The sequence below is a fragment of the Dyella sp. M7H15-1 genome, assembly GCF_004114615.1.
Taxonomy (GTDB): Bacteria; Pseudomonadota; Gammaproteobacteria; order Xanthomonadales; family Rhodanobacteraceae; genus Dyella_B.
Map to the genome: position 1 here is coordinate 2,512,418 of NZ_CP035300.1, position 25,595 is coordinate 2,538,012.

Here is a 25,595-nt window from a genome sequence, read left to right on the forward strand (position 1 = left end):
ACCTTGTTGATCCATCCCACCCTTGAACACTTGCGTGCCCTCAAGCTCGACGGCATGGCACAGGCGCTGGAAGAACAGCGCCTGTTGCCGGCCTGTCACGATCTGCCGTTCGAAGATCGGCTCGGCATGCTGGTCGATCGCGAACGCCATTGGCGTGACGGTCGACGGCAGGAACGATTACTTCGTGTGGCCAAGCTCAAACACGCCCAGGCCTGCCTGGAAGATGTGCAGTACAGCGCCGACCGCGGTATCGACAAACGCCTGATCGCCACCTTGTCCGGCGGCGACTGGATCCGGCAGGGGCAAAGTGTGTTGCTGACCGGTCCGACCGGGGTTGGTAAAACGTGGCTGGCGTGTGCGCTTGGACAACATGCCTGCCGCCAAGGCTTCCCGGTGCTGTATCAGCGTGTGCCACGCCTCGCCGAGATGCTACGCATCGCCCACGCCGACGGCAGCTTCGGTCGCGTGCTTGCTCAGTTGGCGCGCATCGACGTGCTAATCCTTGACGATTGGGGCATGACACCGCTCGATCAGGCGGCGCGCCATGATCTGCTGGAGGTCATCGACGATCGCGGCAACGGCAAATCGACCCTCATCACCAGCCAGCTACCGATCGAACACTGGCACGCCTGGCTCAACGATCCCACCCTCGCCGATGCCATCCTCGACCGTCTCGTACACCGCTCTCATCGCATCGTGCTGAAGGGCGAATCGATGCGCCGAAAGTCCTCCGCCAAGCCAGCCGCCGATACCTCATCGTGACCGGTCCAGTTACACTCGAGTGCACCGCACAATGACTGGCGCTGACCGGTCACGATCAACCGAAATACGCGGTCACGATCGCCGAAATCCGCAGTGAGCCGGAGAACTTCTCGAATCTTGCGCATGGACAACCTCGCTTTGGGCATCGCTCTGCTCGCTGGGGAAAAGCGGGCGAGCGTGCCCGATCAGGGGTCCACGCATGACGTTGGCAGGGTGGCCGATTTGGCTCGGAATGGGGGGCCGATTTACGTCGGAACGGGTGGCCGATTTAGCTCGGAATCAGTGGCCGATTTGCGTCGGAATACGCAGTCAGATGAGGACTTACGGTTATGGCCACCCTCCCGTCCGTGATTTCGACCGTGGCCCTCAGCAAGGAAGAGCAAGCTTTCTTCGTCCAGCTCGGCAACCGCATTGCGCAGCTACGCAAGGAGCAAGACATCACCCAGGTCCAGCTCGCCGAGCTGCTGGGCGTGTCGCAGCAGACCATCAACGCCTACGAGGTGGGGCGGCGACGCATCCAGGTATCGGCATTGCCGGTGATCGCCCGTGCGTTGCATACGTCGATCGAGGAGCTGATTGGCGAGGACACGAAGCGCAACAGCAAGCGCGGTCCGGCATCGCGGTTACAGCAGCAGCTAGAGCAAGTCAGTCAGCTCCCCAAGGCACAGCAGAAGTTCGTCAGCCAGATGCTCGACACGGTGCTGCAGCAAGCCAGCCGATAAGCGGCTAAGAGATAAAACGGTTCGACCTCGGCGTCGATCGCATAGTACCCGCCTCACGGGCCGCGACAGCGGCCTGAGAGGTGGGTGTTTTTTATTTCTATAAAAGATTTAGCTGGCTAAATTTCCAAGGCAATCAGCATTACCCGGCCCGGGTAACCGCTTCTCTTTAGGGTGCTGTGGATGGATCACGGAACGCACCGGCGGCAATTCGCTCGCGCAGATGGCGCAGCACGGCGTCCAGTTCGATCTCACCACGTGCATGGCGGTTTAGATCTTCCGTCGTCACTGGATCGACGCTCAGACCTTCTAAGCGCACTGTAGCGATGGCATTGGCCACCGCCCGATGACGTTCCAGCTTTTCCTTTTCATCGATCATGTGCACACCTGGTTGATCACTCGATGACCCGATTCGAGTCACTGCGATGTTTCTGCTTGCCAAGGCGTGATGCCCTGGCGTTGCAGTTCCGCCTGCACCATACGCACGTGTTGCGGATTGGTCACGGCGCGTAGCAGTAGCAGAGTTTCGATAGCCACACTGTCCGCGTGGCTACCATCAGGCCGTCCATGCCCTCGACCGATATCGACCGCTAAATCACGGATGTCCAAACGCAACGCGTCAAGATGTTCGGCGATGGCATCGCCTTCTTCGAGCCGACGCTTGAGGTAGGTGGAGAGTGGAATCGGGTTCGGCCAAGCCTCGTCGGCCATAGCCTGATAACGGGTGGCGGCGGCTTCAGAGAGCCGGATGCTGACGACCTTCATGCAGAGCAAGTCACTCCGTTGCGAGCATGTAAGCGGTTTGTAATCGCTTCATGCGCACAGCATAGCCATTTGCGCGGCATCGTGTAGTAGTCGTGTAAGCATTTTTGCGTGTATTAACTTTGTCTCACTTTTGAATATTGATTTGCGCATCAACGCGTTGCGCATGCTCTTATCGCTCCCGCAGAGGAGCGTAATGTGTATGGCGCGATTTGGGGGTTAAGGGACACCTCCAACGGCCCGCAAACACCCCTAAAAACGGCCAGATTGCACGCCAAGAGGGTCCACCACCATCCCCATGGCCCGCAGGGCCATGGGCAGAGACAACGATGATGCCAAGGTGAGACAAACTTAATACGAAGGTGATGCACTTTGCGTCACGGCTAATACAACCATGAGCCAAACGTGATGCAGTGATGATGCAAAAACGCCTGGCTAGTTGCGTGGCTTACGTTCCTGCGCGATGACGACCGGCGGACCGCCTGGCCGCATCCATTTGGCATCGGGCGAGCTGGGCGGGATGTCGCTGCAGTCGATGTCACTGTTTGGCATGGCTGCCAAGCGGACGAGCATGGCTTGCTCGTCCGCGCTCAGCGGCGTGGTGGCGTCGAGGGTGAACGTGATGGTTTTTTCAACAGTTCGATTACCCATGGATTAACACCAAGCTTTCTATTGCTCCTGGAAATAGGCTTCGTTTCGTTTGATTGCCGGTTCCAACAGCACTAGCAACTGTGTAGCCTCCTTGCGAAGCGGCTCCCAAGCCGGATGGTTCATCGCAGTAATGCATCCAGCGTGGCCAATCATCTTCATATGAGGCACTGGCACTGACAGCGCCTCCTTTGGTAATCGCCTCAATGCAGCCACCAGATCAACAATCTTTTCGGCCTGTCCCCAGCTTAGATACGGCGCCGACAAACGCAAAGATCCCAAACCACTACCGGCTGTATCGCGTTGAATTTCCCATGGCGTGTTGTAGTTGCCCATCTCCTCACACTGCGTATCTGCATCGTGGGACAAAACCTGCAACGCTTGGACAAAGTGAAGGAAACAGTTTTCAAACTCTTCGCGAGCATCCATTTCTTCGGAAGTCATAACTGCTCCGGTGTAACAGTGATCGTCGTCTTCATGGAATGATCGGATCAATAATAGGCGGTTCTATCACCGGCGGCTCAGTAACCGGGGGTTCTGTGACTGGCGGTTCGGCAGGCGGCGTAGGCTCAACAGGCGGCTCCGCTGGTGGCGGATTTCCAGGATGTGCCTGTTCTGGCGGTTGCCAATTTCCATTCAAGTTCCAACGATCCCAACCCTTCTGGCCTGGTGCCTTTGTTTTCCAATAGGGCGGCTCGCCATTATTACCTTCAGGCACCCACCTGCACATCGCCCTCCCACCCTTCGGTTGAGCTGGACCATAGAAATCACCCGGTAACTGACCCGGCCCTGCTGGTGTCCATGGCCCACCAGGAAGACCACCCGGGATATCTGATGCACCAGGAAGTTGTCCGGGATCTTCCGGCGGAAACGGCCCGATCGGCGGCGGTGCGCCTGGGGGCGACAGCCCTGATGGGTCGATATACGTCAGCGGATCGTTGAGGCCGTAAACATACGGATTGATGCCACCGCGGAGTCCAGCCGGATCAGCTTGCGGGAAGCGTCCCGATGCCGGGTCGTAATAGCGCGCACCGTTGTAAACCAGGCCCGTCTCGGCATCAAAGTACTGCCCCGGGAAGCGAAAGTTATACGTATAGCCATTGCTTGTGGGTGCTTGTTCAGCCCAGGCATTCCCTTGATAGGCCCATGTCCATATCGAGTTGCCGCTGCTATCGGCGACGGCTCGCGGCGTGCTCAGCTGATCTGCCGTGACGTAGGCGACCGACGTGGCCGTTCCCTGCGTGTCAAGGTTCGCCACCGGAATACCATCAAGGTAGAGCATGTCGTCATAAGATTCTGAGCCACATGACGAGGCAGCGAATTTGCACAGCGGCAAGGAAAGAGGACAGATTCTTCGCGTAGCGTGTCGCCACACCACGCCACTGTTTCAGGTACAAAAACGCATTCTCAACCAGGTGGCGATGACGATACAGGTACGTGTCGTAGTCGCGCGGCTCTTTTCGGTTTTTACGTGGCGGAATATGCGCCTGCATGCCTTGCTCATGAGCCTGCTCAACAATGGCATCACTGTCATAACCTTTGTCGGCCATGAGATGCTCAGCAGGAATGTCTTTGATCAGTTCCGCGGCCTGCGAACAATCTGCCCGGGTACCCTCTGTAACAAGAATTCGGACTGGCATACCATGCGCATCCACGGCCAAATGTATCTTGGTGTTGCGCCCCCTTTTGTGAGACCTATGCCCTGATTGCCGCCACGAGCTCCCGCTGCATGAGGATGAACCTTGCAGTGACTGGCATCGATCATCAGCCACTCAAAGTCCGGCTCATCCATCACACGTTCCAACAGACCTTCCCATGTGCCGTTATCGCGCCAGCGACAAAAGCGCCGATGGGTATTCTTCCAATCGCCGTACTCGGGTGGTAAATCTCGCCACGGCGCTCCGGTGCGAAGTATCCAGAACACTGCGTTGATGAATTGCCGATTATCTTTGGCTACACGCCCCCATCGGCCCGCTTGACCCGGCAAATGGGGTTCAAGCAAACCCCATTTTTCATCGGAGATGTCATGGCGTCGATAGGCTGCAGTCACAGAGGATTCCATCCAGCAAGATTCCATGGCGGGTAGTTAACCATATTTCAACACCTCATGACGACAGGCTCTAGACGTAGTCGCGATTGGTCGTGCCGTATTCGTTTAAAAGCTGACTATCCTCGTTGTAGCTGTAGCGTTCGGTCGTTCCTGCGGCCGTCTTGGCTACGCGTTCACCGTCGGCGTTATAGGCGTAGTTCGCAACCGTGCTCTGGTTGAGTTGGGCGAGCGCCATCCGGTTACGCGCGTTGTAACCAAATCCATACGTGCTGCCAGCTTGGTTGATCGCGGTGGTGTTGCCGTTGGCATCCACCGTTCGCGCCGCATTCCCCGTGCCGATCAACTGATGCGTATTGGGGTTGTAGCTGTACGCCCCCGTCGCCAGGCCGCTGCCCGTCTTGCTCAACCGATCCCCGGTCGGGTTATACGTCACGCTCTCCAGCGTGCTGCCATCGGCTTCCGTGATGGCCGTGAGGCGATACAGCGGGTCGTAGCTGTACGTCTCGGTGGCCGGGTTGGCGCCGGGGCTGTTGCCGGTCGCGGTGATATGGCCCATCGCGTCCCGCGCCACGTGCAAGGTGAACGCCGGGCCGACGAGGTCCGTCAGCCGATAATTGGCGTCGTAGCTGCGCGTGATCGTTTGCCCGTTGCCCAGCGTGTAGCCGCTGATCGGTCCGAACGGCAGATAGGTGACGTTGCTGACCAGGGTGGTGGTGCCGTTGGCGGTGGTGGCGGTGACGCCGCTGATGTGGCCATCCGCATCGTAGCTGTAACTCACCTGGTTGCCGCTGGGATGGGTGATGCTCAGCAGCTTGCCGCCGGGGCTGCGGATGTAGCCCGTGACATCCGTGTGGCCGTCGACCGTCTGGCTCTTCTGGATCACGTAGCCCTGGGCGTTGTAGCAGTACGCCGTGGTGACGGCGCTTTCGATCACCCGCGTCAGGTGGCCGATGGGATACGACGTGGTGCAGCCCGTGACGCTGTTGGGTTCGTCGTAGGCGTAGCTGATGTTCTGGGTGCTGTCGGCGTAGCTGGCGCTCAGGCGGCGGTCGTTGGCGTCGTAGGTGTAGGTGACGGTATTGCCGTTGGCATCGGTGGCGGTCAGCACGTTGCCGGCGGCGTCATAGGTCTTGGCGGTGACGCCGGTATCGGGGCTGGTGAGTGTCGTCTCGTCCGACAGGCCGTCGTAGTGATAGGTGGTGTTGAGGCCGCTGGGATCGGTGACTTGGGTGAGGCGATCCAAGCTGTCGTAGTGATACGCCGTCGTGGTGTTCTGGGTGGTGGTATCGCTGCCGTTGTAGTTGTCGATTGTCTGCACCAGGCGGTTGAGGGCGTCGTAGCCTTGCTGGCGCTGGATACCTAAACCGTCACTGTTTTGCACCAGGTTGCCGTTGGCGTCGTAGCTGGTGCCGGCGCTTGCATCGAAGATGGTGTGGTGGAGGCCATCCATCACCGTGGTGAGCTGGCCCAAGGTGTTGAAGCTGCGGGTGAGGCTTTTGTGCAAGGTGCCAGTGGCGTCATGGACCTGTTCGGCGGTTTGGTTGCCGGCGGCGTCCAGGGTGTATTGGATGGTGTTGCCGAGCGCATCGGTGATTTTGGTGAGGCGATGTGCGGTGTCGTAGCCGTAAGTGGTGGTGACGCCATCCGGATCGGTGACGGTTTGTACGGCACCGTAGGGCATGTAAGTGAAGCTAGTCGTCGCGCCGCCGACCGTGCGCGAGGCGAGCCAGCCGCGCGGGGTGTAGGTCATATCGGTGTTGACGCCGTTGGCGTCGGTGATGCGCGTGATGCGGCCGTCGGCATCGTAGGAAGCGAGGGTGGTGACGTGGCCCAGGGCATCGGTGACGGTGTGCAGATCGCCGGCTTGGTAGCAGGCCGCGCCCGGCGTGCCGCAGTTCGTCGCGCTACCGGTCATGTAGTAGCGGTAGGTGGTGGTTTGGGTGAGATCGGTGCGCGGACCGGTGGCGGTCAGTAGCAAGCCGACCAACGGACACTGCACGGTGTCGACGGCGGTGCAGTAGGTGTAGGTGCTGCGGCGCACGCCAGCGGGGACGGTGCCCGTCGTACTACAGCTATAACCTGATGCCGCACTGTTAGTCGGATCGATGTCGCAGCGAGCCAGGGTTTGGCCGGTGGTGTGGTAGACCCATTGGGTGGAGCTGATGACGGTGCCGCTGGCGTTGGCCACGGAGCGAGTCAGCGGCAACCTCAAGGCATCGTTCCAAAGAAGGGTGGTGGTGCGCTGGGTGCTTGCTCCTTGTGCATCAACTCGCTGAGACAGCAGGTTGGCGTTGTCGTAACTAAACGCCGTAATATTGCCTAGACCGTCAGTGGCCGTTGCAACTCTGCCGTTGCTACCAAACGTATAAGTCATAGGCAAACGTAAGCGTGCGTCCTCGTGCATCCTGCACGCTGGCGATTTGACCCGCACTATTACGCGTCACTGTTTGCGTAAAGCCGTTTCGATCTGCCATCGACAGTAAATTTCCGGATGCATCGTAGGTCTCGGTTTCACCTTTCTCATTCAAATAAGTGAAACCAATAAAATTGCCATTGCTGTCCTGCGTGGATGTGAGCGAGCCGTCAACATCTGCGTCCAACGTCCACACACCATTCGCGTAGTCCGCGATATAGGTTTTGCCGTCGGGTCGTGTCACGTAGGCTGAGACAAAGGTTGTGCCAGGCATGCTGTATGCCCGCACGGTTCGTAAATAGTTCAGCGATCTATGGGTGCCGAGCACCATTTCAGTTTGTGATGTAGAGCCGCTATTCCCTGTGCTGTTATAGGTCCACGTCAACTCCAAGGGGAATGGACCGCTTCCTTGGTATTCCGTTTTAGTCTCGTAGACATTCCCGCTGCCGACGTCAATAGGGTCGCCACACGAGCAATCCGACTTTCCACGTGACTTTTGAATGTCAGTGCCCGTCGGAGAAGGACAAGAGATCCCAGGATAACGGTAGGCAGGTGCTGGCGGCGAAGTACAGGAAGACCATTGCTCGGTGATATTGTCCAGGGTGTAGGACGGTGGGTTTGATATCTCACCGGAACTACACAATCGGTGCTCGGAATAAGGTTCCCAAAAATCCCCATCAGAGTAGTCCGCGGCATGCCTCATTCGCGCATTCCCCAGAAAAACGGGAAAAATGGGGTGTGTTCCGCATGCGCTTTGCTGCGCATACCAAGGCCAGCCTGCCTCAAGCGCTGCTACTGCAGAAGGATAACGCTGGGTCGACGGATCTTGATTGTAATTGGTGCTGGCGAAATAGTTGATGGGAGCGTGATCCGCACGCGCGTTTAGCGCCACACCCAACAGGCATAGCAGCAAACAAACCATCGCATAACGGCTCACTATCGACCAAAGCGTTGGCCGCCTTGTCGTTTTACTAAAAACGGTGGGTCTATTCTTACAAAGAGTATGCCAACCTAGATCGAGCACGCACTCAACGTGACATACAAAATCGAAACTAGCCGAGGTTAGGTTGCGCAATGTACGATCCATCGGGAACCCATGGTTCGAATTTACGGTGTGCGTGGTATTCATGATCAACCTCCCTGTCAGTTTGTGCCGTGGTTGTTGTCGATCGTCTGCAGCAGGCGATTGAGTGCGTCGTCGCCTGTTAAAGTGTAACTATTCAGCCCGGGGTAGGCACGAGCGAAGGTTTCACGTCGGTGCCGCCGAAGTCATAGTGAAACGTGTCGCAGTAGAACGCAAACACGGAGCGCTGCTGCTGGATGCAGGTATGCATGGCGGAGTAGATCCGCTCGACGCCGCTTCGGGTTTGACGGAGGAGTTCATCGGCGAGCAGTGTGCTCAACGTTGTGCGGCGTGACAATCGTTCATCCAGCGCGGAAATCGGTAGGGGTGGGCTGAATAATTACACGGATTCTGCTCAACCATCGTTCCATTTTCCCCGTGCGGCTTGATCGACGACTCATATTAGGCCAGAGATGTGTGGAACAGGTGGTGACATCGCACCTCTGTTGCACTGCAGCTTTGATGGTTTAGCCGCCCAAACGCTACACTCGATGGATCGACACTTCGCAAAAAAGTGTCATGCGGTTTTTCACTGAGTGTGCTCCCGGTTGATCGGTGAGCAGGAGGCGAACATGTCAAAGGTCTATCCAGTCGATCCCGCATTTGCCGCCAAGGCGCATCTTCGTAAGGCGGACTACGAACGTTTGTATGCCGAGTCGGTCAAGGATCCCGAAGGTTTCTGGGGTCGCATCGGCGAAAGACTGGAATGGTCGAAAAAACCCACCAAGATCCGCGACGTTTCCTACGATCCGAAAGATCTGCACATCCGCTGGTACGAAGATGGTCTGCTGAATGTCTCGGCCAACTGCCTCGATCGTCACCTTACCGAGCGCGGGGACAAGACGGCTATTATCTTCGAAGGCGACGATCCGAACGATTCGCGCCGTATCAGCTATCGCGAGTTGCACGCTGAAGTTTGCAAGTTCGCTAACACACTCAAGCATCTTGGCGTCAACAAGGGGGATCGCGTAGCGATCTATCTGCCCATGATTCCGGAGGCCTCGGTTGCGATGCTGGCTTGCGCGCGCATTGGCGCGATTCACTCGGTGGTGTTCGGCGGCTTTTCGCCCGATTCGCTCGCCAGCCGCATCGCCGATTCCACCGCCAAAGTGGTGATTACGGCCGACGAGGGCATGCGTGGTGGCAAGAAGATTCCCCTGAAAGCGAATGTCGACGTTGCCCTAGCGCGACCGGGTACTCACAGCGTGGAAACGGTGATCATGGTACGCCGCACCGGGGCTGCGGTACCGATACAGTCGCCCCGCGATCGGTATTACCACGTACTGATGGAAGGGCAATTAGTCGACTGTCCGCCTGAGCCGGTGGACGCCGAACATCCTCTCTTCATTCTTTACACGTCCGGTTCAACTGGTAAGCCGAAGGGCGTGCTGCATACGTCGGGTGGTTACCTTGTCTACGCCAGCTTTACCCATGAGATGGTGTTCGACCTGCGTGAGGAAGATGTCTACTGGTGCACGGCCGATGTGGGCTGGGTGACTGGACACAGCTATGTGGTGTATGGCCCACTCGCCAATGGCGCCACCACGGTGATGTTCGACGGCGTGCCGAATTATCCAGATTTCAGCCGTTTCTGGCAGGTGGTCGACAAGCACAAGGTCAGCCTCTTCTACACCGCGCCCACCGCTATCCGTGCCTTGATGCGTGAGGGTGAAGCGCCGGTGAAGAAATGTTCGCGTGCCAGTTTGCGCCTGCTTGGTTCGGTGGGCGAACCCATCAACCCGGAAGCCTGGGAGTGGTATCACCGCGTAGTCGGTGACGCGCGTTGTCCTATTGTCGATACCTGGTGGCAAACGGAAACCGGGGGCATCCTGATTACGCCACTGGCGGGCGCCATCGATGCCAAACCGGGTTCGGCGACCTTGCCGTTTTTTGGCGTAAAGCCTGCGGTGGTCGACGCGGGCGGGTCCGTGCTGGATGGTGCTTGCGAAGGCAATTTGCTGATCACTGATTCGTGGCCGGGCCAGATGCGTACCGTTTACGGTGACCATGAGCGTTTCATCGACACCTACTTCAGGGCCTATCCGGGCAACTATTTCACTGGCGACGGCGTACGTCGTGACGAAGATGGTTATTACTGGATTACCGGCCGCGTGGATGACGTGATCAACGTTTCCGGTCACCGCATCGGCACTGCTGAAGTGGAGAGTGCACTGGTGGCTCATCCGAAGGTGGCCGAGGCAGCAGTCGTCGGTTGCCCGCATGAGATCAAGGGACAGGGCATTTATGCCTATGTCACGCTGGTGGCCGGGGAGCAGGGCAGCGACGCATTGCGCAAGGAGCTGATTGCCTGGGTGCGCAAGGAAATCGGGCCAATCGCCACACCCGATTACTTGCAATGGGCTCCGGGGCTGCCCAAAACACGATCCGGCAAGATCATGCGCCGTATCCTGCGCAAGATCGGCGAGAATCAGTCTGATCAGCTCGGCGACATTTCAACGCTGGCTGATCCGGGCGTAGTGAAGAATCTGATCGATGAGCGCCTGATTCGCTGAGGTTCTAGTGTGGCGTCTCGCAAGTATCGGGAAAAGGTCCATCGCCACCGCTTGTACCCAGCAGTGGCGATCCGGCAGCATGTGCTGATGCACACCTCTCTCGGCCATGATGTCGCCAGCATTGCTTCCAACCTAGGCGACGGCGGCATACATATCTGGTTGATCGACTATCACCGATCCCAGCAGCGTCGGCCGCTGCAAGCGTTGCTGGGTGTGTATCTAAGCCTGCCTGCCGAGGCTGTCATTCTGATCGATGGCGAACATGGGCGACCGGACCTCGCGCCACCATGGAACCAGGTTTTGCAGTTCAATTGGTCGCATAGCGTGGATAAGGCCATTATTGCCATTACTCGTCATGTCGCACCGGGTATCGATATTGAGTGTATCCGGCCAAGACCTCGGGCCATGCAATTAGCCGAGAGGTTTTTCCACCCTGAGGAAGTAGCAGCACTGCAGGCGCTAGACAAGCACCGGCGTGAGATCGCCTTTCTGCAGCTCTGGACCAGCAAGGAAGCGGTACTTAAAGCGCTGGGACGAGGCGTGACCTTTGGCCTGCATCGATTGCACTTGAGTGTTGCATCCGAGTCGCCCGATCTGCTCTGGCTGGACGGTGATGACGCCACACAGTGGCAGCTCCATTGCCTGAAGATCGACTGTGATCATGTTGCCAGCCTAGCTTGGCGCGGCCCATCACTGGCTGTGGACATCTGGACACTTGCCGAGAACGGCTGATCGGCGCAGTGTATTCGGCCCGACATCTATTTTGCTCTCCAATCCATGACCTTGCTTAGCGTCAATCTCAACAAGATCGCCGTGTTGCGCAATTCGCGTGGTGGCCAGGAACCTGATATTTCACGTGCTACCGTCACTTGTATCGAAGCCGGTTGCGGCGGGATTACCGTTCACCCGCGCCCTGACATGCGGCACGTACGGCCTGATGACGTGCGAACCTTGGCCGCTCTACTGCGCGGACGCGTTGAATACAACATAGAAGGCAATCCGTTGGCAGCGCCACGCGGCAATTACCCGGGTCTGATGGTGCTCGCGCGCGAAGTGCGCCCAACGCAAGTGACCCTGGTACCGGACAGTGATGGGCAGATCACGTCTAACCATGGATTCGATCTCGCCAATGACACCGAGCGACTGCGTCCCTTGGTTGCGGAACTCCGCGAGCTTGGCTGTCGCGTAAGCCTGTTTGTCGATCCCGGAGCGAAGGGTTTTGAGCATGCTGCCGCCATGGGTGTGCAACGCGTGGAAATTTACACCGGGCCTTATGCACAAGCTTTTGAGGAAGGCGATGCGGGCGAGCAGCTTGCTCTGTGCGTAGATACCGCGCGTCGTGCGCAACAAGCTGGTCTGGCTGTCAATGCCGGGCATGATCTTAATCAAGCAAATCTCGGCACTTTACGTGTGGCTATCCCCGGTCTTGCCGAAGTATCTATTGGCCATGCCTTGATCGGTGAAGCACTTTACGAAGGCTTGGCTAATACCGTGCGCAACTATCTGCAAATTTTGCGCTGAAGAAATGGCTGTCTAAACAGCCACGCAAAACAGAAACCCCCGCTTTCGCGGGGGTTCTGCGGGTAACGCCTGACAGTGATTGAACCGCTCCGATTCAATCGCTGCGATTTGCTTACTGTCCGCTGCTATCAGTGAAGCCGATCTTGTTCAAGCCGTAGCTCTTCGCATCGGCCAGAACGCGAGCAACCACCTGATATGGCACCTGATCGGCCGCATCGATCTGCACTTCCGGCTGATCCGCTTCGCTCTTGGTTGCAATAACTGCGATCTGAGTCTTCAACTGCGGCTCATCCACCGGAGTGTCGTTCCAATAGAACGCGCCGGATTGGTCGATCTTCAGGTGAACCGGTTCCGGCGGGTTAGTCGGAGGAATGATGTTCGGATTCGGCTGCGGCAGATCGATCTTGACCTTGTGAGTCATGATCGGTGCCGTGATCATGAAGATGATCAACAACACCAGCATCACGTCAACCAACGGTGTGACGTTGATGTCGGCCATGGGGCCCTTGCCACCACCCATACTAAATGCCATGGGATATCACTCCTTACCGGTGGTCATGAAGCCGACGTGCACCATGCCCGAATCCTTCGCTTCGCCCAGAACCTTCCGGACGATCTTGAACTCCGTGTCCTTGGCTGCACGAATCTGCAGTTCTGGCTGTGGTGACATCGCCGCGAACACCGCGAATTTCGACTTCAATTCGGTATCGGTGATCGGGTTCGAATCGTCATTGAGGAACATGTTGCCATCTTCCTTAATGGCCAAATCCATCGGCGGAGTCAACGGCGGCGTATCCGTGGTTTTCGGATTTGCCGTCGGTAGATCCACCCTGATCCGGTGCGACATCAGCGGTGCTGTGATCATAAAGATGATCAACAGCACCAGCATCACGTCGACCAGCGGCGTGACGTTGATTTCCGACATCGGCGAGCCGGACTCGTTTCCGGAGCTCATCGCCATGGGTCAATCCTCACTTCTGAGTCGGAGCGACGCCTTCGACGCGTGCGCCGGTGGCGAAGAAGTCGTGCAGGTCATGCGCGAATTCATCGAAGCGGGCATAGGTCAGGCGGTTGGAACGGGTGAAGAAGTTGTAGGCAAGCACGGCCGGGATAGCGGTAAACAGACCGAAGGCGGTCATGATCAGCGCTTCACCCACGGGGCCCGCCACGGCTTCCATTGAAGCATTACCGGACGCGGCAATGCGGATCAGCGCGTGGTAAATGCCCCACACCGTACCGAGCAGACCGATAAACGGTGCCGACGAACCGACGGTGGCAAGCAGAGTCATGCCACCTTCCAAACGCAGGCTCTCACGAGCAACGGCCTGACGCAGGGCACGGTCGATGAATTCCGAACGGCTCAGCGATTCCGCAAGACGACCGCCGCCAGCGGAAGCCTGCTGGTGGTGAGCCACGGCGGAGGCAGCATCCAGAGCGATCTTCGAGAAGGGTTCGCCCTTGGGTTGGGCTTCCAACTCACGGATAGCATCCTGGGTGGAGTTATTGGACCAGAAGCCGTTGATCACGCCATCAGCGCGACCGCGGACCATTGAATTACGGATGGCATTGGCGATGATGAAGTACCACGAAGAGAACGACATCACCACGAGCACCACGAATACGATCCACCCCAGAAAATCGAAGTTGTGGAGCAGGTCGTGGAAACCCATTTGTTGCATGGCCATCGCATTGGCGTTGCCACCCAGAGCCGGAGCGGCATCGGAAGCAGGAGTCTGTTGGAACATAAACGCTACCCTTGGAAGTCAGGCGTGAACAGTAACTGTAATAGGTATTACAGCTGGTTGAGATTGAAGTTGACAGGCACGCGTACGTATCCCTCAACCTTTTTACCGTTTTTGATTTCTGGATTGAAACGCCACTTCTGAGCCGCTTCAATCGCCGCACGATCAAGCTCGCGGAAGCCACTGGACTGGTCGACCTTGATGTCCTTCGGCGTGCCATCCTCGGACACGAGGATTAGCAGAGTCACCGTGCCTTCATGCCGCTGGCGAATAGCCTGCGGCGGATACTTCGGCTGGAGACGACTGTTGTAGCTGATGTCCTGGCCAGCCTGGATATCCGCCGGCGGTGCCGGCGGAGCAGGCGGTGCCGGCGGCGGCGAAGCCACAGCATTGGTCGAAGCTTCTTCCACCGCCGGCGGCGGTGCCGGCGGTGGCGGAGTTGGCGGCGGGACCACCTGCTTGATGATCTTCGGCGGCGGCTGCTTTGGTGGTTCTGGCGGCGGCGGCGGTGGTGGTGGTGGTGGTGGTGGTGGCTCGAGGAAGTTCACCTGCACGACCTTTTCTTTCTGAACTTCCGCCGTTTTCGGAGGCGCCATCGGCGCGATCAGTATCAGGAAAGCAAACGCATGCAGCGCGATGGCTACCGCCAGCGCCCATGTGCGCCCCCAACTGAACGGTTTAGCGCCGGTATCTTCGTTACTTGAGGCCATCTGTCGCTTTCAATCAGGAGCTAGTCAATCGGAATGACGTTGTCGCAGCAACCATCGGCAAAGCCGTTCCCAAAAAGGGGGACATTTGCCACTGGACAATGCGGGAAAAGTCCAACGGTACAACAGCACATGGCGTTTGTATAGCTTTCGTATAGGCATTGGATGGCAATCGAATAGACGTCCATCTGTGCGGCCGAAACAAATGCCGTGTGCTTACGAATCAATTGCCAATATTGGCGTCTTTAAGCCATTTTTTGGCTTGGGCGGCCGTCTCCGGGTCCTTTTCCGCTTCCATGACTGCATCGGCCGCGGCTGCCTTGTTCTTGAGGCCGATATTTGCCTGGGCTAGGGCCATGTAGGCCTTGCCCTTATGCTTCACGCCTTTACTGATGGCTTGCTGCAACTCTTGCTTTGCTTCGCTGTACTGATTGGCCATCACATAAGCCACACCGGCTTTGTAGGCGGGCTCGCCATCACTGGCAGATGGAGCCGCCTTCTGATAGGCCGCAGCGGCGTCATTGAAGTTCTGGCCGATCATATTGGCGTCGCCGATCAACATGTAATTCTCAGCGCTCGGCTTCACTACGTTCTTGCTGATACCTTCCTGGAGGATCTGCACAGCCTTGGTGGTGTCACCGCTCGGATCTTGGTTGCTGTCGCTCTGCGCATCATTCATGTAGAGCTTGGCCATCGTGACGTAGTCGTTCTCGGAGAACGGGATTTTGCCTTCGATGTGGGTCTGCTCCATCAGCTTCAGCGCATCAGCGTAGTTCTTCGACTGAATGTACAGGCTCAGCGCGTTGTGGAAACTGGTAGGGTCGGTCGGTGAAGTGCTGACGGCCTGCTTGGCGAGTGCGGCAGCTTTGTCCGTTTGTCCGGATTCGCTGTAATCAAGCATCAGCAACTGATTCCAGCGTGGATCTGCCTTGTCCCCAGCCATCGACTGCGCTTTCTGGATAGCAGTGATGGATTCGGGGTATTTCTTCATGTGGTAGTAGGCTTCGCCTTCCAGCGCATAGGACTCCGGTGTTTCCTTCTTACCCTCGGAGCGCCACTGTTCGGCCTCATTGATGGCGTCTTGATACTGCTGATTAAGCAGATAGAACGTCGCGAGTTCGTATTTGAGCTGGAAGTAAGCATCGTTTGGCAGCACACCGTTAGTGAGCGCCTGCTTCAGCTTGTCGATGCCAGCCGGAAGGTTGTTGTTTGTGGCATCGACGCGAGCAAGTCCTTGCAGTGCCATGGCCTGCGCGTACTTGCTCTTGCTGCCCGTGGCGATCGGCTGCAGCAACTGCGTGGCCTTGTCCTTGTCGTTGTTTTCGGCTGCCGTCAGGCCGTCATTGAGGGCCTGCTGCTCTTTTTTGTCGGTGAGATCCAGCTTCGGTTCTTTGCGGGTCGCATTTGGATAAAGCGGAGCCGCTTTCTGCTGGTCGCTCGACGACGAGTTGTCGTTCGCTAGCGCCGGAGTGCTTGCCAACATCAACGCAAACGCTGCGCCGGCCAGCATCTTCAGGGAAGCGTGTTTCATAGCGTTCCTCAAAATCAAAGGAGTCGGGTTTCACACCCGAACGGTGCGGGAGATTACTGAGATTAACCTGAGCCGACTGTCGATAACAAGTCGCAGTGCGGCATGAAAGCTGTTTACAAATCAATAACTTATGTCAATGCAGGCATGCGCGTCCGCATTTTTCCTACTTGACGGATACGTGTTTTGTGAAATCTGCTTTGCGTGCGAAATTAGGCACTCGCGCGATATTATGTGCACGCTAATGATCCACGTGTAGGCGCAATCCAGATGTAGATGCTCCAGCCCACTCGTGGATCAAATATCAAGGTTGGCAACTTTCAATGCATTGGCTTCGATGAAATCACGACGTGGTTCGACCGCCTCGCCCATCAACATCGAGAACATTTGATCTGCCGCAATAGCGTCCTCGATGCCCACCTGCAGCATGCGGCGTGTTTCGGGATTAACGGTGGTTTCCCAAAGTTGTTCGGGGTTCATTTCACCCAGACCCTTGAAGCGCTGAATGGTGCGTCCCTTCTTCGCTTCGTCAAGCAACCAGCCGCGGACTTCGGCAAAGCTCAGGACCCCACGTGAAGCGTTGCCACGACGGATCACAGCATCCGCTTGGATTAGTCCTGCCAACTGCTGGCTGATCGTGAGAATCGGGCGAAATTCCGAGCCACTGAAGAATGGCTGCGACAGCAGCCAGATGTGGCTGAGACCATGCTGGTCGCGCACTACCTCGATCGCAGCCGGATGCTCTGCGTGGGAAGCACGCAAGGAAAGACGATAACGCGGTTTGCCCAAGCCACTTGCAGCCAGACTCTTCGCTACACCATCCAGCCAGGCTTGCATCGCGGCCGAATCGTTCCAGTGATGCGCGTCGATGGGGGCATGCTCGAGCATAGCTGTGAGCACGTTGGCGTCGAAACGGTGTCCGAGGCGTTCGATCTGATCCAGCGCCCCCTGGTAATCGCGTAGCAGTTTTTCCAATGCTTCGCCGCTAATCGGCAACACGCCTGGGCTGTAAGTGAGTTCGGCGTTATCGACCGCGCTGGAAATCAGGTAAGCATTGAGGGCTGCGTCATCCTTTAGATACAACTCTTGCTTGCCTTGTTTAAGTTTGTACAGAGGCGGCAGGCCGATGTAGACATGACCGCGTTCGATCAGATCCGGCATCTGGCGGTAGAAGAACGTCAGCAACAGCGTGCGGATGTGCGAGCCATCCACATCCGCGTCGGTCATGATGATGATGCGGTGGTAGCGCAGCTTGTCGGGGTTGTAGTCTTCTTTGCCGATACCTGTACCCAATGCAGTGATCAAGGTGCCCACCTCGGCCGAGGAGAGCATCTTGTCGAAGCGGGCTTTCTCCACGTTGAGGATCTTGCCTTTCAGCGGCAGCACGGCTTGAGTCTTGCGGTTGCGCCCCTGTTTGGCCGAACCACCTGCAGAGTCACCCTCCACCAGGAACAGTTCACAAAGGGAAGGATCTTTTTCCTGACAATCGGCCAGTTTGCCCGGCAAGCCTGCGATATCGAGTGCACCCTTGCGGCGAGTCATTTCGCGGGCTTTGCGCGCCGCTTCACGGGCGCGGGCTGCGTCGACCACCTTGATAGCAATAGCTTTGGCTTCGTTTGGATGTTCCAGCAGAAATTCGCCTAGCTTTTCGTAGACCACCTGCTCCACCACTGTCTTCACCTCAGACGAAACCAGCTTGTCCTTGGTCTGGGAGGAGAATTTCGGATCAGGTACCTTCACCGACAACACGGCGATCAGCCCTTCGCGCATATCGTCACCAGAGAGTGTGACCTTGGCGTTCTTGGCCAGCCCCTCCTTTTCGATATAGGCCTGGATCGCACGTGTCAGAGCAGCGCGGAAACCCGTCAAGTGGGTGCCGCCGTCGCGCTGAGGAATGTTGTTGGTGAAGCAGAACATTGTTTCCTGATAGGAGTCGGTCCATTGCATTGCCAATTCGACATTGATGCCGTCTTGTTGGGCACTGAGGCTGATAACATTCGGGTGTAGCGCAGTCTTGAGTTGGGCTAGATGCTGCACGAAGGAACGAATGCCGCCTTCGTAGGCATAGGTGTCGTGGCGCCCTTCCCCACGCTCGTCGCGTAGGTCGATGGTGACACCGGAGTTGAGGAAAGCTAGTTCGCGTAGGCGTTTAGCCAATATGTCGTAATGGAATTCGATATGAGTGAAGGTCTGCGGGCTGGGCAAAAACCGTACAGTGGTGCCGCGCTTTTCCGAGGGGCGGATCATTTTCACGGGATAAAGCGGCTCGCCTAGCGAATACTCCTGATGGTATTCGTGGCCATCGCGATGAATCGTCAGCCAAAGGTGTTCGCTAAGCGCGTTCACCACCGACACACCCACGCCGTGCAGACCACCGGAAACCTTGTACGAATTCGCATCGAACTTGCCGCCCGCATGCAAGACAGTCATAACCACTTCTGCCGTGGAACGCCCCTCTTCCGGGTGCATGTCTACAGGGATACCACGGCCGTTGTCCACGACACTGACGGAGCCGTCTTCATGGATGGTCACGACAACATGATCGCAAAAGCCAGCCAGGGCCTCGTCGATGGAGTTGTCCACAACCTCGAACACCATATGGTGAAGGCCGGTGCCGTCATCGGTGTCTCCGATGTACATACCTGGGCGCTTGCGCACCGCTTCCAGACCTTTGAGTACCTTGATGCTGTTCGAATCGTAAGATGCGTTCATGCAATGACCGTGTCTCGACGCCATTAATCCGCCCGGTATGGCGCCAGAGGGGCCGGACTAGATGCAATTCACTATGATAGCAGAGGTGTCAATTCACCCTGTTCCACGTGGAACACTCTCACGGCTGCGCCTTCAAGGGGACGTGGCATCTCGGTTCCGGTAATGAGCACCTGAGCAGGCGCGGACAACAAATTTCGTACAACCGCGGTCTGATGATCGAGATCCAGCTCAGATGCCAAGTCATCTAGGCAGATAATCGGCCATTCCCCACGACGCTCTGCGTCCAATCGGGCTTGCGCGAGCAAACAGGCCAACGCTACGAGCTTTTCTTGTCCACGGGAGAGATGCTCCCGTTGGGGAGCCTGTAAGAACGACAGTGACCAATCCGCCCGATGAACTCCCACTGTCGTATGACCACGAGTTTGGTCCTTCAAACGGTGCTCTGCCAGGGTGACGGCCAAACTCTCTCCTTCAGGCCAACCTCCGCGGTAACGAAGTTCAACCTCACCCAGTTCAGGAAGAAACAAAGCCGCTTGCTCACGTAAGTGCGGCAAGAACGCTCCCAAGTAGTCCCGACGCCATTCATCAATCAGCACGCCGGTACGGGCCATTTCCAGCTCCCATGACCCGTAAAGTTCCTTTTCTGACACTGATTCCTTCCGCAGCAGGCTATTTCGCTGCTTTAACGCCCGCTGATATCTCCGCCAAACGGATAGGAATTCTTGTTCCACGTGGAACACTCCCCAATCCAGGAATCGGCGTCGCTCGTCTGCCGCACCAGCAATCAATGCGTGTGATCCAGGTTCAAAGCAAACAACCGCACACTCCCGCACGAGTTGTCCGATGGTAGCGTCCTGAGAATCGATGCGCGCTTCCCATCGCCCCCCTTCTCTGCCCAGTCCGAGCCGGATCAAACGCTGATCGTCCCGTCGAAGGGTTGAAAACACACTCAAAGCCGACGCACCACGCTGCATCAGTGCTTCTCGGGCTCCGCTGCGAAACGAACGACCACGTGAAAGAAGAAACGCAGCTTCCAGAAAAGAGGTTTTGCCTGCGCCGTTCGCCCCCACCAAAACGTTAAATCCCGCCCCCAGATCGAGCGTCGCGTTGGAAATACAGCGCAAGCCACGAAGCTGCATCCGTTCGAGCTGCATCAACAAATACCTATAAACGGCAACGCCGGAGCTTGATGGCCCCGGCGTTGCGATGTCGACAACGGACAAGCGACTGGCATGCGAACTAATCAGAGCCTCAACGGCATAATGACGTGACGTGACTGCTCCGTACCATCCTCCTGCACCAGACAGCTTGATTGGGCATCTCGAAGGCTCAAACGCGCCTTCTCACCGTGCAACGCAGCCAGAGCATCAAGCAAATAACTCACGTTGAATCCAACGCTCAGATCGGAAACACCCGTTTCTGCTTCCACTTCCTCGACAGCTTCTTCCTGCTCCGGGTTATGCGCCACAATTTTCAGCTTCCCGGGCGAGAATTCGAGTTTTACACCGCGATATTTTTCGTTGGAAAGAATGGCGGCACGTTGCAATGCACCTCGCAACACCTCTCTATTGAGCGTCGCCTGCTTGTCTGCGCCTAATGGAATCACAGCTTCGTAATCTGGGAAACGCCCATCAATCAGCTTCGAGGTGAAAACTACGTTCCCGCGACGCACGCGAAGATGATTGCGACCGAATTCAAGCTCAACTGAACCTTCACCAGACTCAAGCAAGCCAACCAGCTCGTTGACACCCTTGCGTGGGATGATGATTTGGCGTCGTGCGGAGACCTTGCTGTCCAGTTGCGTTTCTTTCAATGCAAGGCGGTGACCGTCGGTCGCGACACAGCGCAACGCGTGTTCCTGCACATCCAGCAACATACCGTTGAGGTAATACCGAACATCCTGGTTCGCCATCGCGAACGCAGTGCGATCCATCAGATCGCGCAGCACTTCTTCCGGAAGGCTTACGCGCTCGACCGACTCAATCGCGTCAATCGTCGGAAATTCCGTCGCCGGCAGCGTGGTGAGTGTGAAGCGGCTGCGCCCTGCATTCAAGGCAATGCGGTCACCGTTTTGTTTCAGTTCGATCTTAGCGCCATCAGGCAATGCACGCACAATATCGAAAAGCTTGCGCGCGGGAATGGTGGTCTCGCCATCGACAAGCTTTTCCGCTTCCGTTGACGCAATCAATTCCACTTCAAGATCAGTGCTGGTGAAAGAGAGCTTTCCGTCACCCACCTTGACCAGGAGGTTAGCCAGAACCGGTAGTGTTTGTCGACGTTCCACCACGCCGACCACTTGCTGTAAGGGTTTAAGCAGAGCTTCTCGTTGGATGCTGAATTGCATGTTTGTGCTTTCCCTAATCCGCAGTTCTGTTTTTAAAAGAAAAGTAGTGGTAGAAGTAGGTGCCGTGGATAACTTGATAAAGGCAAATTATCTTTAATAAACAGTAGGTTGAAAAAATTCCTCCTGTGCCTTGAACTATCGACGAGTTGTGTATCAACAGTGGATAACTTTTGGGCTTCAAGACATCTTCATATTATCCACAGGATACCCTGCTGGTTTTCAAGCGCTTATTCAACATCGCGCCATCAACCTGTGAGCGTGCGGATCAATTGTTCCCAGTCTTGCCGCATGCGGGTGTCGGTTTCGCACAACTTCTTGATCGTCCGGCAGGCGTGCAATACCGTGGTGTGGTCGCGCCCACCGAAGGCTTCGCCGATTTCAGGCAAGCTGTGTTCGGTAAGCTCTTTGGACAATGCCATGGCAATCTGCCGCGGACGGGCCAGCGAGCGCACACGGCGCTTGGAAAGCAGATCCTGCAGGCGTACGCCGAAATATTCGGCGACGATCTTCTGGATATTCGGGACGGTGACCGCCTGAGCATGCGTTGCGAGCAGGTCGCGCAGAGTCTCTTCGGCGAAATCTGTTGTGATTGGCCGGCCGTAGAAGTTGGCACGTGCGGCCAGCGTGTTGAGCGCCCCTTCTAGGTCGCGCACATTTGAGCGGATGCGTTTGGCCAGCAGCATCGCTACGTTTTCACTTACCGACACGCCTTTGTCCTGCGCTTTCGCAAGCAAAATCGCGGCGCGTGTTTCGAAATCGGGTGGCTCGATCGCTACTGACAAACCCCAGCCCAGGCGCGATTTCAGGCGCGGCTCAAGCTTGTCCACTTCCTTCGGATAACGGTCGCACGTAAGGATGATTTGCTGCTTGGATTCGAACAGCGCGTTGAAGGTATGGAAAAACTCTTCTTGCGTGGTGTCCTTGCCGGCAAAGAACTGGATGTCATCGATCAATAGCGCATCCACTGAACGGAAACGGCGCTTGAACTCGTCCATGCTCTTGGTGCGCAAGGCTTCGATCATCGAACCGACGAACTGTTCAGAGCGCAGGTACAGCACTTTGCACTTCGGGTTGCGTTCGCGCATCAGGTTGCCGGCGGCGTGCATCAGATGCGTCTTGCCCAGGCCGGTGCCGCCGTAAAGCAGCAGCGGGTTGTAGGCACGACCTGGGTTCTGGGCCACCTGCATCGCGGCGGCCTTGCCGAGCTGGTTGGATTTGCCTTCCACAAAGGTTTCGAAGGTGTAATGCGGGTCAAGGTTGTGGCTGAAGCTGGCCACCTGCGGCTCCACCATTGCTGTGGCTGAGCGTGGCGTGGCAGTGGCAGGCCGAGCATGACTAGCGCCATTGGCACTGGAGCCTACTTCCAGGCGCACAGTCATACGCTGGCCATTGAGCAAGGTCAGTACGGCCTCGATCTGGGGTAAATAACGTTCACGAACAGCATCCAACGTGTAAGGATTGGGCGCATAAAGCTGCAAGCCGTCCGCATCATCGCGTGCCTGCAGTGGCATTAGCCACGTATGCAGGTCCTCGGCGCTCAATTCACCTTCCAGACGCTCGAGACAGCGCCGCCACAAGTCACTCATGGATACTATCAGCCACAGCAGGGGCGCTTTCGCGCAGGGTGGATCAGGAAGTCTAGCAGCACATCCATGACAACTATCCACATGGATATCCACAAGTTGCTGTCAAGCATTCATTTGACAGCCATTGGTTTCGTTCCGCATAATTCCCAATCTTTTTTCACTCATTCATTTTAGGAGGAAGCCATGAAGCGGACCTTCCAGCCCAGCAAGCTCAAGCGCGCCCGCACGCACGGCTTTCGTGCCCGCATGGCCACGGCCGATGGTCGCAAAGTGCTCAACGCACGCCGCGCCAAGGGCCGCAAGCGCCTGATCCCGTAAGCGTTCACGTATATGGGTACCACCGGCCTGCCGCGCGAGGCGCGGATTCGCCGAGCCGGTGACTTTGCTGTCTTGCGTCAAGCCAGCGGCCGCCTTGGCGGCCGCTGTTTTTCTGTGCGCTACCGTCAGAACGAACGGGGTCACGCACGACTTGGCTTAGCTGTTTCCAAACGGGTTTCCAAACGCGCGGTAGAGCGCAATCGCATCAAGCGGCTCTTGCGCGAATCCTTTCGCCGCGTCCGTAACCAGCTTCCGCCGCTGGATCTGATGGTCATGGCCCGCGAACAGGCTGCTGGCGTCCCCGGTCCGGAGCTGCTGGCTGAGCTCGAAACGCTGTGGCGTAGGATTCCGCCGTTGAAGCGCAGTGGCGACGCCGCCACAATGACGAGTTGACCTCTCTTTTTCCACCCAAGTGGCCCGCCAGCGCGGCGCCTGGAACCGGATCGCTACGCGATGAATCAAACGCGCACCTTCCTCATGTTTGCTTTGCTGGCTGTTTCGTTCCTGCTTTGGCAGGCATGGGAGCAGGATTACGGTCCGCACCCTGTCAACGAGCCGACCACAGTGTCGACCACCACCACTGATGGCAACATCGTCCCGGGCGCCGCACCAACCATCGCCAACGGTTTCGCGGAAGGCACGGCGCAACTGATCACGGTAACCACCGATGTCCTGCGCCTCACCATCGATACGCGCGGTGGTACCATAGTGCGTTCGGAGTTACTGGATTACCCAGTCACGCCGCGCACGAGGAAGGATCCGAATCCGGTACCGATCCGTTTGCTGGACGATGGCGTGGCCGACTACTTCGCCGCACAGAGCGGCCTAGTCAGTGCGGATAGTGCTGCTCCCGATCACCGTGCGGTTTTCCAGTCGGCGCAGACCAGCTATGAACTGACCTCCGGTCAGGATGCGTTGAATGTCGACCTCACCTGGGCGGATCCATCTGGCATCAAGGTGCTCAAGCGCTACACCCTGCATCGCGGCAGCTACGTGATCGGTCTCGACCAGCAGATCGACAACGGCAGCAGCAAGAACTGGGACGGCAACGCTTATCGTCAGTTCCAACGTGTGGATCGCCCTGCTCCGGTCTACAGTAACTTTCTGCAGCGCATTTCCGATCAGTCACGCTACGGCTTCTTCGGCGCCGTGTGGTACACGCCGGAACAGAAATTCAACAAACTGCCCTTCGACAAGTACGAGAAGGAACCGCTGCAAAACCAGTCCGCCACCGGTGGCTGGGTATCGATGATGCAGCAGTACTTCCTGGGCGTCTGGATTCCGCCAGCCAAGGAAACGGATACGTTCTCCAGCGCTATGGTGAACGAGCAAGGCAGCGCACCGCGATATGTCATTCGCAGTGTTGGTCCGCAGATCAGCGTGGCGCCAGGCCAGCAGGCCAGTAGCGCGGCCGAGCTCTACATCGGTCCCAAGTTGCCCGATCAGTTGCAAAACGTGGCGCCGGGCCTGGAGCTGACCATCGATTACGGCATGCTCAAGATCTTCGCCGAACCCCTGCATTGGGTGCTGGCCAAGCTCGACAAGCTCACCCATAACTGGGGTGTGTCCATCATCCTGTTGGTGCTGCTGATCAACCTTGTCACTTTCAAGTTCACCAATGCGCAATTCGAATCCGCCGCCAAGATGCGCAAGCTCAAGCCGCGCATGGATGCGCTGAAAGAGCGCTATGGAGACGATCGCCAAAAGATGCAGCAGGCGATGATGGAGCTGTACAAAAAGGAAAAAGTGAATCCCGCTGCCGGCTGCCTGCCGGTGCTGATCACCATTCCCATTTTCTACGGCCTTTACTACGTGTTGCGCGACAGCGTGGAGCTGCGCCAAGCACCGTTCTTTGGCTGGATCCACGACCTGTCCGCGGCCGATCCCTACTTTGTGCTGCCGATCCTCTACACCGTCGTGATGCTCGTGCAGCAGTGGATGATGCCGCCCACCGCCGGCATGGATCCCACCCAGGCGAAGATGATGAAGTTCATGCCGCTCATGTTCGCGGTAATCTTCTTGTTCTTCCCCTCGGGCCTGGTGCTTTACTACGTCGTCAACGGCCTGTGCCGCCTGTTGCAGCAATGGTGGGTTACGCGCCGTACCGAAGCCGTGCAGGCTAAAGCTGCCTGATAACAACACGTGGG

26 protein-coding genes are annotated in these 25,595 nt (G+C 57.2%); 8 read left to right on the plus strand and 18 right to left on the minus strand.

The features are described from left to right. The first annotated feature begins 3 nt into the window (after positions 1 to 3). Positions 4 to 762, plus strand: coding sequence for an IS21-like element helper ATPase IstB (gene istB, locus EO087_RS11650; RefSeq protein WP_128897459.1), 759 nt, complete (start codon positions 4 to 6; stop codon positions 760 to 762). Between the two features lie 329 nt (positions 763 to 1,091). Further along, complete coding sequence (locus EO087_RS11655; protein WP_128899010.1) at positions 1,092 to 1,484, plus strand: helix-turn-helix transcriptional regulator; 393 nt, start codon at positions 1,092 to 1,094, stop codon at positions 1,482 to 1,484. A gap of 166 nt (positions 1,485 to 1,650) precedes the next feature. Here the strand turns inward: EO087_RS11655 and EO087_RS11660 are convergent, their stop codons facing one another. The 9 genes from EO087_RS11660 to EO087_RS11700 all read right to left on the minus strand — a co-directional run bounded on the left by EO087_RS11660 (position 1,651) and on the right by EO087_RS11700 (position 8,757). Continuing rightward, complete coding sequence (locus EO087_RS11660) at positions 1,651 to 1,860, minus strand: antitoxin VbhA family protein (protein ID WP_128899011.1); 210 nt, start codon at positions 1,858 to 1,860, stop codon at positions 1,651 to 1,653. 38 nt (positions 1,861 to 1,898) lie between these two features. After that, positions 1,899 to 2,246 (minus strand): hypothetical protein, encoded by a 348-nt coding sequence (locus tag EO087_RS11665; RefSeq protein ID WP_128899012.1) that lies wholly within the window; start codon positions 2,244 to 2,246, stop codon positions 1,899 to 1,901. Positions 2,247 to 2,678: 432 nt separating this feature from the next. Continuing rightward, positions 2,679 to 2,894, minus strand: coding sequence for a hypothetical protein (locus EO087_RS11670; RefSeq protein ID WP_128899013.1), 216 nt, complete (start codon positions 2,892 to 2,894; stop codon positions 2,679 to 2,681). Between the two features lie 18 nt (positions 2,895 to 2,912). After that, a complete protein-coding gene (locus EO087_RS11675) occupies positions 2,913 to 3,335 on the minus strand; it encodes a hypothetical protein (RefSeq protein WP_128899014.1) in 423 nt (140 codons plus the stop codon). A gap of 31 nt (positions 3,336 to 3,366) precedes the next feature. After that, positions 3,367 to 4,173, minus strand: a complete 807-nt coding sequence (locus EO087_RS16280; RefSeq protein WP_164931828.1) for an RHS repeat-associated core domain-containing protein — start codon at positions 4,171 to 4,173, stop codon at positions 3,367 to 3,369. Positions 4,174 to 4,177: 4 nt separating this feature from the next. Next, positions 4,178 to 4,953 (minus strand): IS5 family transposase gene (locus EO087_RS11685; protein WP_240669003.1). Its coding sequence is split into 2 segments (ribosomal slippage): positions 4,178 to 4,584 and positions 4,584 to 4,953, totalling 777 coding nucleotides; the frame shifts between segments, so codons are not numbered across the junction. Between the two features lie 58 nt (positions 4,954 to 5,011). Then, positions 5,012 to 7,315 carry an RHS repeat protein gene (locus tag EO087_RS11690; protein WP_164931829.1) on the minus strand — a complete coding sequence of 768 codons (2,304 nt, stop codon included), beginning with the start codon at positions 7,313 to 7,315 and terminating at the stop codon, positions 5,012 to 5,014. After that, complete coding sequence (locus tag EO087_RS11695) at positions 7,296 to 8,483, minus strand: DUF6531 domain-containing protein (RefSeq protein ID WP_128899016.1); 1,188 nt, start codon at positions 8,481 to 8,483, stop codon at positions 7,296 to 7,298. The genes EO087_RS11690 and EO087_RS11695 overlap by 20 nt, the downstream gene beginning before the upstream one ends. Positions 8,484 to 8,574: 91 nt before the next feature. Next, positions 8,575 to 8,757, minus strand: coding sequence for a hypothetical protein (locus EO087_RS11700; RefSeq protein WP_128899017.1), 183 nt, complete (start codon positions 8,755 to 8,757; stop codon positions 8,575 to 8,577). 292 nt (positions 8,758 to 9,049) lie between these two features. On the opposite strand from EO087_RS11700, the gene acs reads away from it, so the two are divergent. The 3 genes from acs to EO087_RS11715 all read left to right on the plus strand — a co-directional run bounded on the left by acs (position 9,050) and on the right by EO087_RS11715 (position 12,511). Continuing rightward, positions 9,050 to 10,990: an acetate--CoA ligase gene (gene acs / locus EO087_RS11705; RefSeq protein ID WP_128899018.1), complete on the plus strand. Its 1,941-nt coding sequence runs from the start codon at positions 9,050 to 9,052 to the stop codon at positions 10,988 to 10,990. Between the two features lie 87 nt (positions 10,991 to 11,077). Next, positions 11,078 to 11,722: a 4'-phosphopantetheinyl transferase superfamily protein gene (locus EO087_RS11710; protein ID WP_128899019.1), complete on the plus strand. Its 645-nt coding sequence runs from the start codon at positions 11,078 to 11,080 to the stop codon at positions 11,720 to 11,722. A gap of 45 nt (positions 11,723 to 11,767) precedes the next feature. Beyond that, positions 11,768 to 12,511, plus strand: coding sequence for a pyridoxine 5'-phosphate synthase (locus tag EO087_RS11715; protein ID WP_128899020.1), 744 nt, complete (start codon positions 11,768 to 11,770; stop codon positions 12,509 to 12,511). A gap of 112 nt (positions 12,512 to 12,623) precedes the next feature. Here the strand turns inward: EO087_RS11715 and EO087_RS11720 are convergent, their stop codons facing one another. The 9 genes from EO087_RS11720 to dnaA form a co-directional block, all read right to left on the minus strand. Further along, a complete protein-coding gene (locus tag EO087_RS11720; RefSeq protein ID WP_164931830.1) occupies positions 12,624 to 13,043 on the minus strand; it encodes a biopolymer transporter ExbD in 420 nt (139 codons plus the stop codon). Between the two features lie 6 nt (positions 13,044 to 13,049). Beyond that, positions 13,050 to 13,472, minus strand: a complete 423-nt coding sequence (locus tag EO087_RS11725; protein ID WP_128899021.1) for a biopolymer transporter ExbD — start codon at positions 13,470 to 13,472, stop codon at positions 13,050 to 13,052. Between the two features lie 10 nt (positions 13,473 to 13,482). Beyond that, positions 13,483 to 14,256 carry a MotA/TolQ/ExbB proton channel family protein gene (locus tag EO087_RS11730; RefSeq protein WP_205744357.1) on the minus strand — a complete coding sequence of 258 codons (774 nt, stop codon included), beginning with the start codon at positions 14,254 to 14,256 and terminating at the stop codon, positions 13,483 to 13,485. Between the two features lie 47 nt (positions 14,257 to 14,303). After that, on the minus strand, positions 14,304 to 14,963 hold the full coding sequence (locus tag EO087_RS11735) for an energy transducer TonB (RefSeq protein ID WP_128899022.1): 660 nt from the start codon (positions 14,961 to 14,963) through the stop codon (positions 14,304 to 14,306). 220 nt (positions 14,964 to 15,183) lie between these two features. Continuing rightward, complete coding sequence (locus tag EO087_RS11740) at positions 15,184 to 16,491, minus strand: tetratricopeptide repeat protein (protein WP_240669040.1); 1,308 nt, start codon at positions 16,489 to 16,491, stop codon at positions 15,184 to 15,186. A 294-nt stretch (positions 16,492 to 16,785) separates the two neighbouring features. Beyond that, positions 16,786 to 19,200 (minus strand): DNA topoisomerase (ATP-hydrolyzing) subunit B, encoded by a 2,415-nt coding sequence (gene gyrB / locus EO087_RS11745; RefSeq protein ID WP_128899023.1) that lies wholly within the window; start codon positions 19,198 to 19,200, stop codon positions 16,786 to 16,788. Positions 19,201 to 19,271: 71 nt separating this feature from the next. Beyond that, positions 19,272 to 20,423 (minus strand): DNA replication/repair protein RecF, encoded by a 1,152-nt coding sequence (gene recF, locus EO087_RS11750; RefSeq protein WP_304988478.1) that lies wholly within the window; start codon positions 20,421 to 20,423, stop codon positions 19,272 to 19,274. A 20-nt stretch (positions 20,424 to 20,443) separates the two neighbouring features. After that, positions 20,444 to 21,544: a DNA polymerase III subunit beta gene (gene dnaN / locus EO087_RS11755; protein ID WP_128899024.1), complete on the minus strand. Its 1,101-nt coding sequence runs from the start codon at positions 21,542 to 21,544 to the stop codon at positions 20,444 to 20,446. A gap of 245 nt (positions 21,545 to 21,789) precedes the next feature. Next, on the minus strand, positions 21,790 to 23,130 hold the full coding sequence (gene dnaA / locus EO087_RS11760) for a chromosomal replication initiator protein DnaA (protein WP_128899025.1): 1,341 nt from the start codon (positions 23,128 to 23,130) through the stop codon (positions 21,790 to 21,792). A gap of 183 nt (positions 23,131 to 23,313) precedes the next feature. On the opposite strand from dnaA, the gene rpmH reads away from it, so the two are divergent. Genes rpmH through yidC form a run of 3 tightly spaced genes read left to right on the plus strand, consistent with a single transcriptional unit; the run spans position 23,314 to position 25,581 of the window. Next, entirely contained in the window at positions 23,314 to 23,448 is a 135-nt protein-coding gene (gene rpmH, locus EO087_RS11765) for a 50S ribosomal protein L34 (RefSeq protein WP_007510029.1), read from the plus strand. A gap of 12 nt (positions 23,449 to 23,460) precedes the next feature. Next, on the plus strand, positions 23,461 to 23,841 hold the full coding sequence (gene rnpA / locus EO087_RS11770) for a ribonuclease P protein component (protein WP_128899026.1): 381 nt from the start codon (positions 23,461 to 23,463) through the stop codon (positions 23,839 to 23,841). A gap of 60 nt (positions 23,842 to 23,901) precedes the next feature. Continuing rightward, positions 23,902 to 25,581, plus strand: coding sequence for a membrane protein insertase YidC (gene yidC, locus EO087_RS11775; protein WP_128899027.1), 1,680 nt, complete (start codon positions 23,902 to 23,904; stop codon positions 25,579 to 25,581). The last annotated feature ends 14 nt before the right edge of the window (positions 25,582 to 25,595 follow it).

Coding starts and splice junctions, on each gene's coding strand:
- EO087_RS11740 (WP_240669040.1), bottom strand. CDS start 16,491: ATGAAACACGCTTCCCTGAAGATGCTGGCCGGCGCAGCGTTTGCGTTG.
- rpmH (WP_007510029.1), top strand. CDS start 23,314: ATGAAGCGGACCTTCCAGCCCAGCAAGCTCAAGCGCGCCCGCACGCAC.
- EO087_RS11720 (WP_164931830.1), bottom strand. CDS start 13,043: ATGGCATTTAGTATGGGTGGTGGCAAGGGCCCCATGGCCGACATCAAC.
- EO087_RS11710 (WP_128899019.1), top strand. CDS start 11,078: ATGCACACCTCTCTCGGCCATGATGTCGCCAGCATTGCTTCCAACCTA.
- rnpA (WP_128899026.1), top strand. CDS start 23,461: ATGGGTACCACCGGCCTGCCGCGCGAGGCGCGGATTCGCCGAGCCGGT.
- EO087_RS16280 (WP_164931828.1), bottom strand. CDS start 4,173: ATGCTCTACCTTGATGGTATTCCGGTGGCGAACCTTGACACGCAGGGA.
- EO087_RS11730 (WP_205744357.1), bottom strand. CDS start 14,256: ATGTTCCAACAGACTCCTGCTTCCGATGCCGCTCCGGCTCTGGGTGGC.
- EO087_RS11660 (WP_128899011.1), bottom strand. CDS start 1,860: ATGATCGATGAAAAGGAAAAGCTGGAACGTCATCGGGCGGTGGCCAAT.
- dnaA (WP_128899025.1), bottom strand. CDS start 23,130: ATGAGTGACTTGTGGCGGCGCTGTCTCGAGCGTCTGGAAGGTGAATTG.
- EO087_RS11715 (WP_128899020.1), top strand. CDS start 11,768: ATGACCTTGCTTAGCGTCAATCTCAACAAGATCGCCGTGTTGCGCAAT.
- EO087_RS11675 (WP_128899014.1), bottom strand. CDS start 3,335: ATGACTTCCGAAGAAATGGATGCTCGCGAAGAGTTTGAAAACTGTTTC.
- gyrB (WP_128899023.1), bottom strand. CDS start 19,200: ATGAACGCATCTTACGATTCGAACAGCATCAAGGTACTCAAAGGTCTG.
- EO087_RS11655 (WP_128899010.1), top strand. CDS start 1,092: ATGGCCACCCTCCCGTCCGTGATTTCGACCGTGGCCCTCAGCAAGGAA.
- EO087_RS11690 (WP_164931829.1), bottom strand. CDS start 7,315: ATGACTTATACGTTTGGTAGCAACGGCAGAGTTGCAACGGCCACTGAC.
- dnaN (WP_128899024.1), bottom strand. CDS start 21,544: ATGCAATTCAGCATCCAACGAGAAGCTCTGCTTAAACCCTTACAGCAA.
- EO087_RS11695 (WP_128899016.1), bottom strand. CDS start 8,483: ATGAATACCACGCACACCGTAAATTCGAACCATGGGTTCCCGATGGAT.
- yidC (WP_128899027.1), top strand. CDS start 23,902: ATGAATCAAACGCGCACCTTCCTCATGTTTGCTTTGCTGGCTGTTTCG.
- EO087_RS11725 (WP_128899021.1), bottom strand. CDS start 13,472: ATGGCGATGAGCTCCGGAAACGAGTCCGGCTCGCCGATGTCGGAAATC.
- EO087_RS11670 (WP_128899013.1), bottom strand. CDS start 2,894: ATGGGTAATCGAACTGTTGAAAAAACCATCACGTTCACCCTCGACGCC.
- EO087_RS11735 (WP_128899022.1), bottom strand. CDS start 14,963: ATGGCCTCAAGTAACGAAGATACCGGCGCTAAACCGTTCAGTTGGGGG.
- EO087_RS11665 (WP_128899012.1), bottom strand. CDS start 2,246: ATGAAGGTCGTCAGCATCCGGCTCTCTGAAGCCGCCGCCACCCGTTAT.
- acs (WP_128899018.1), top strand. CDS start 9,050: ATGTCAAAGGTCTATCCAGTCGATCCCGCATTTGCCGCCAAGGCGCAT.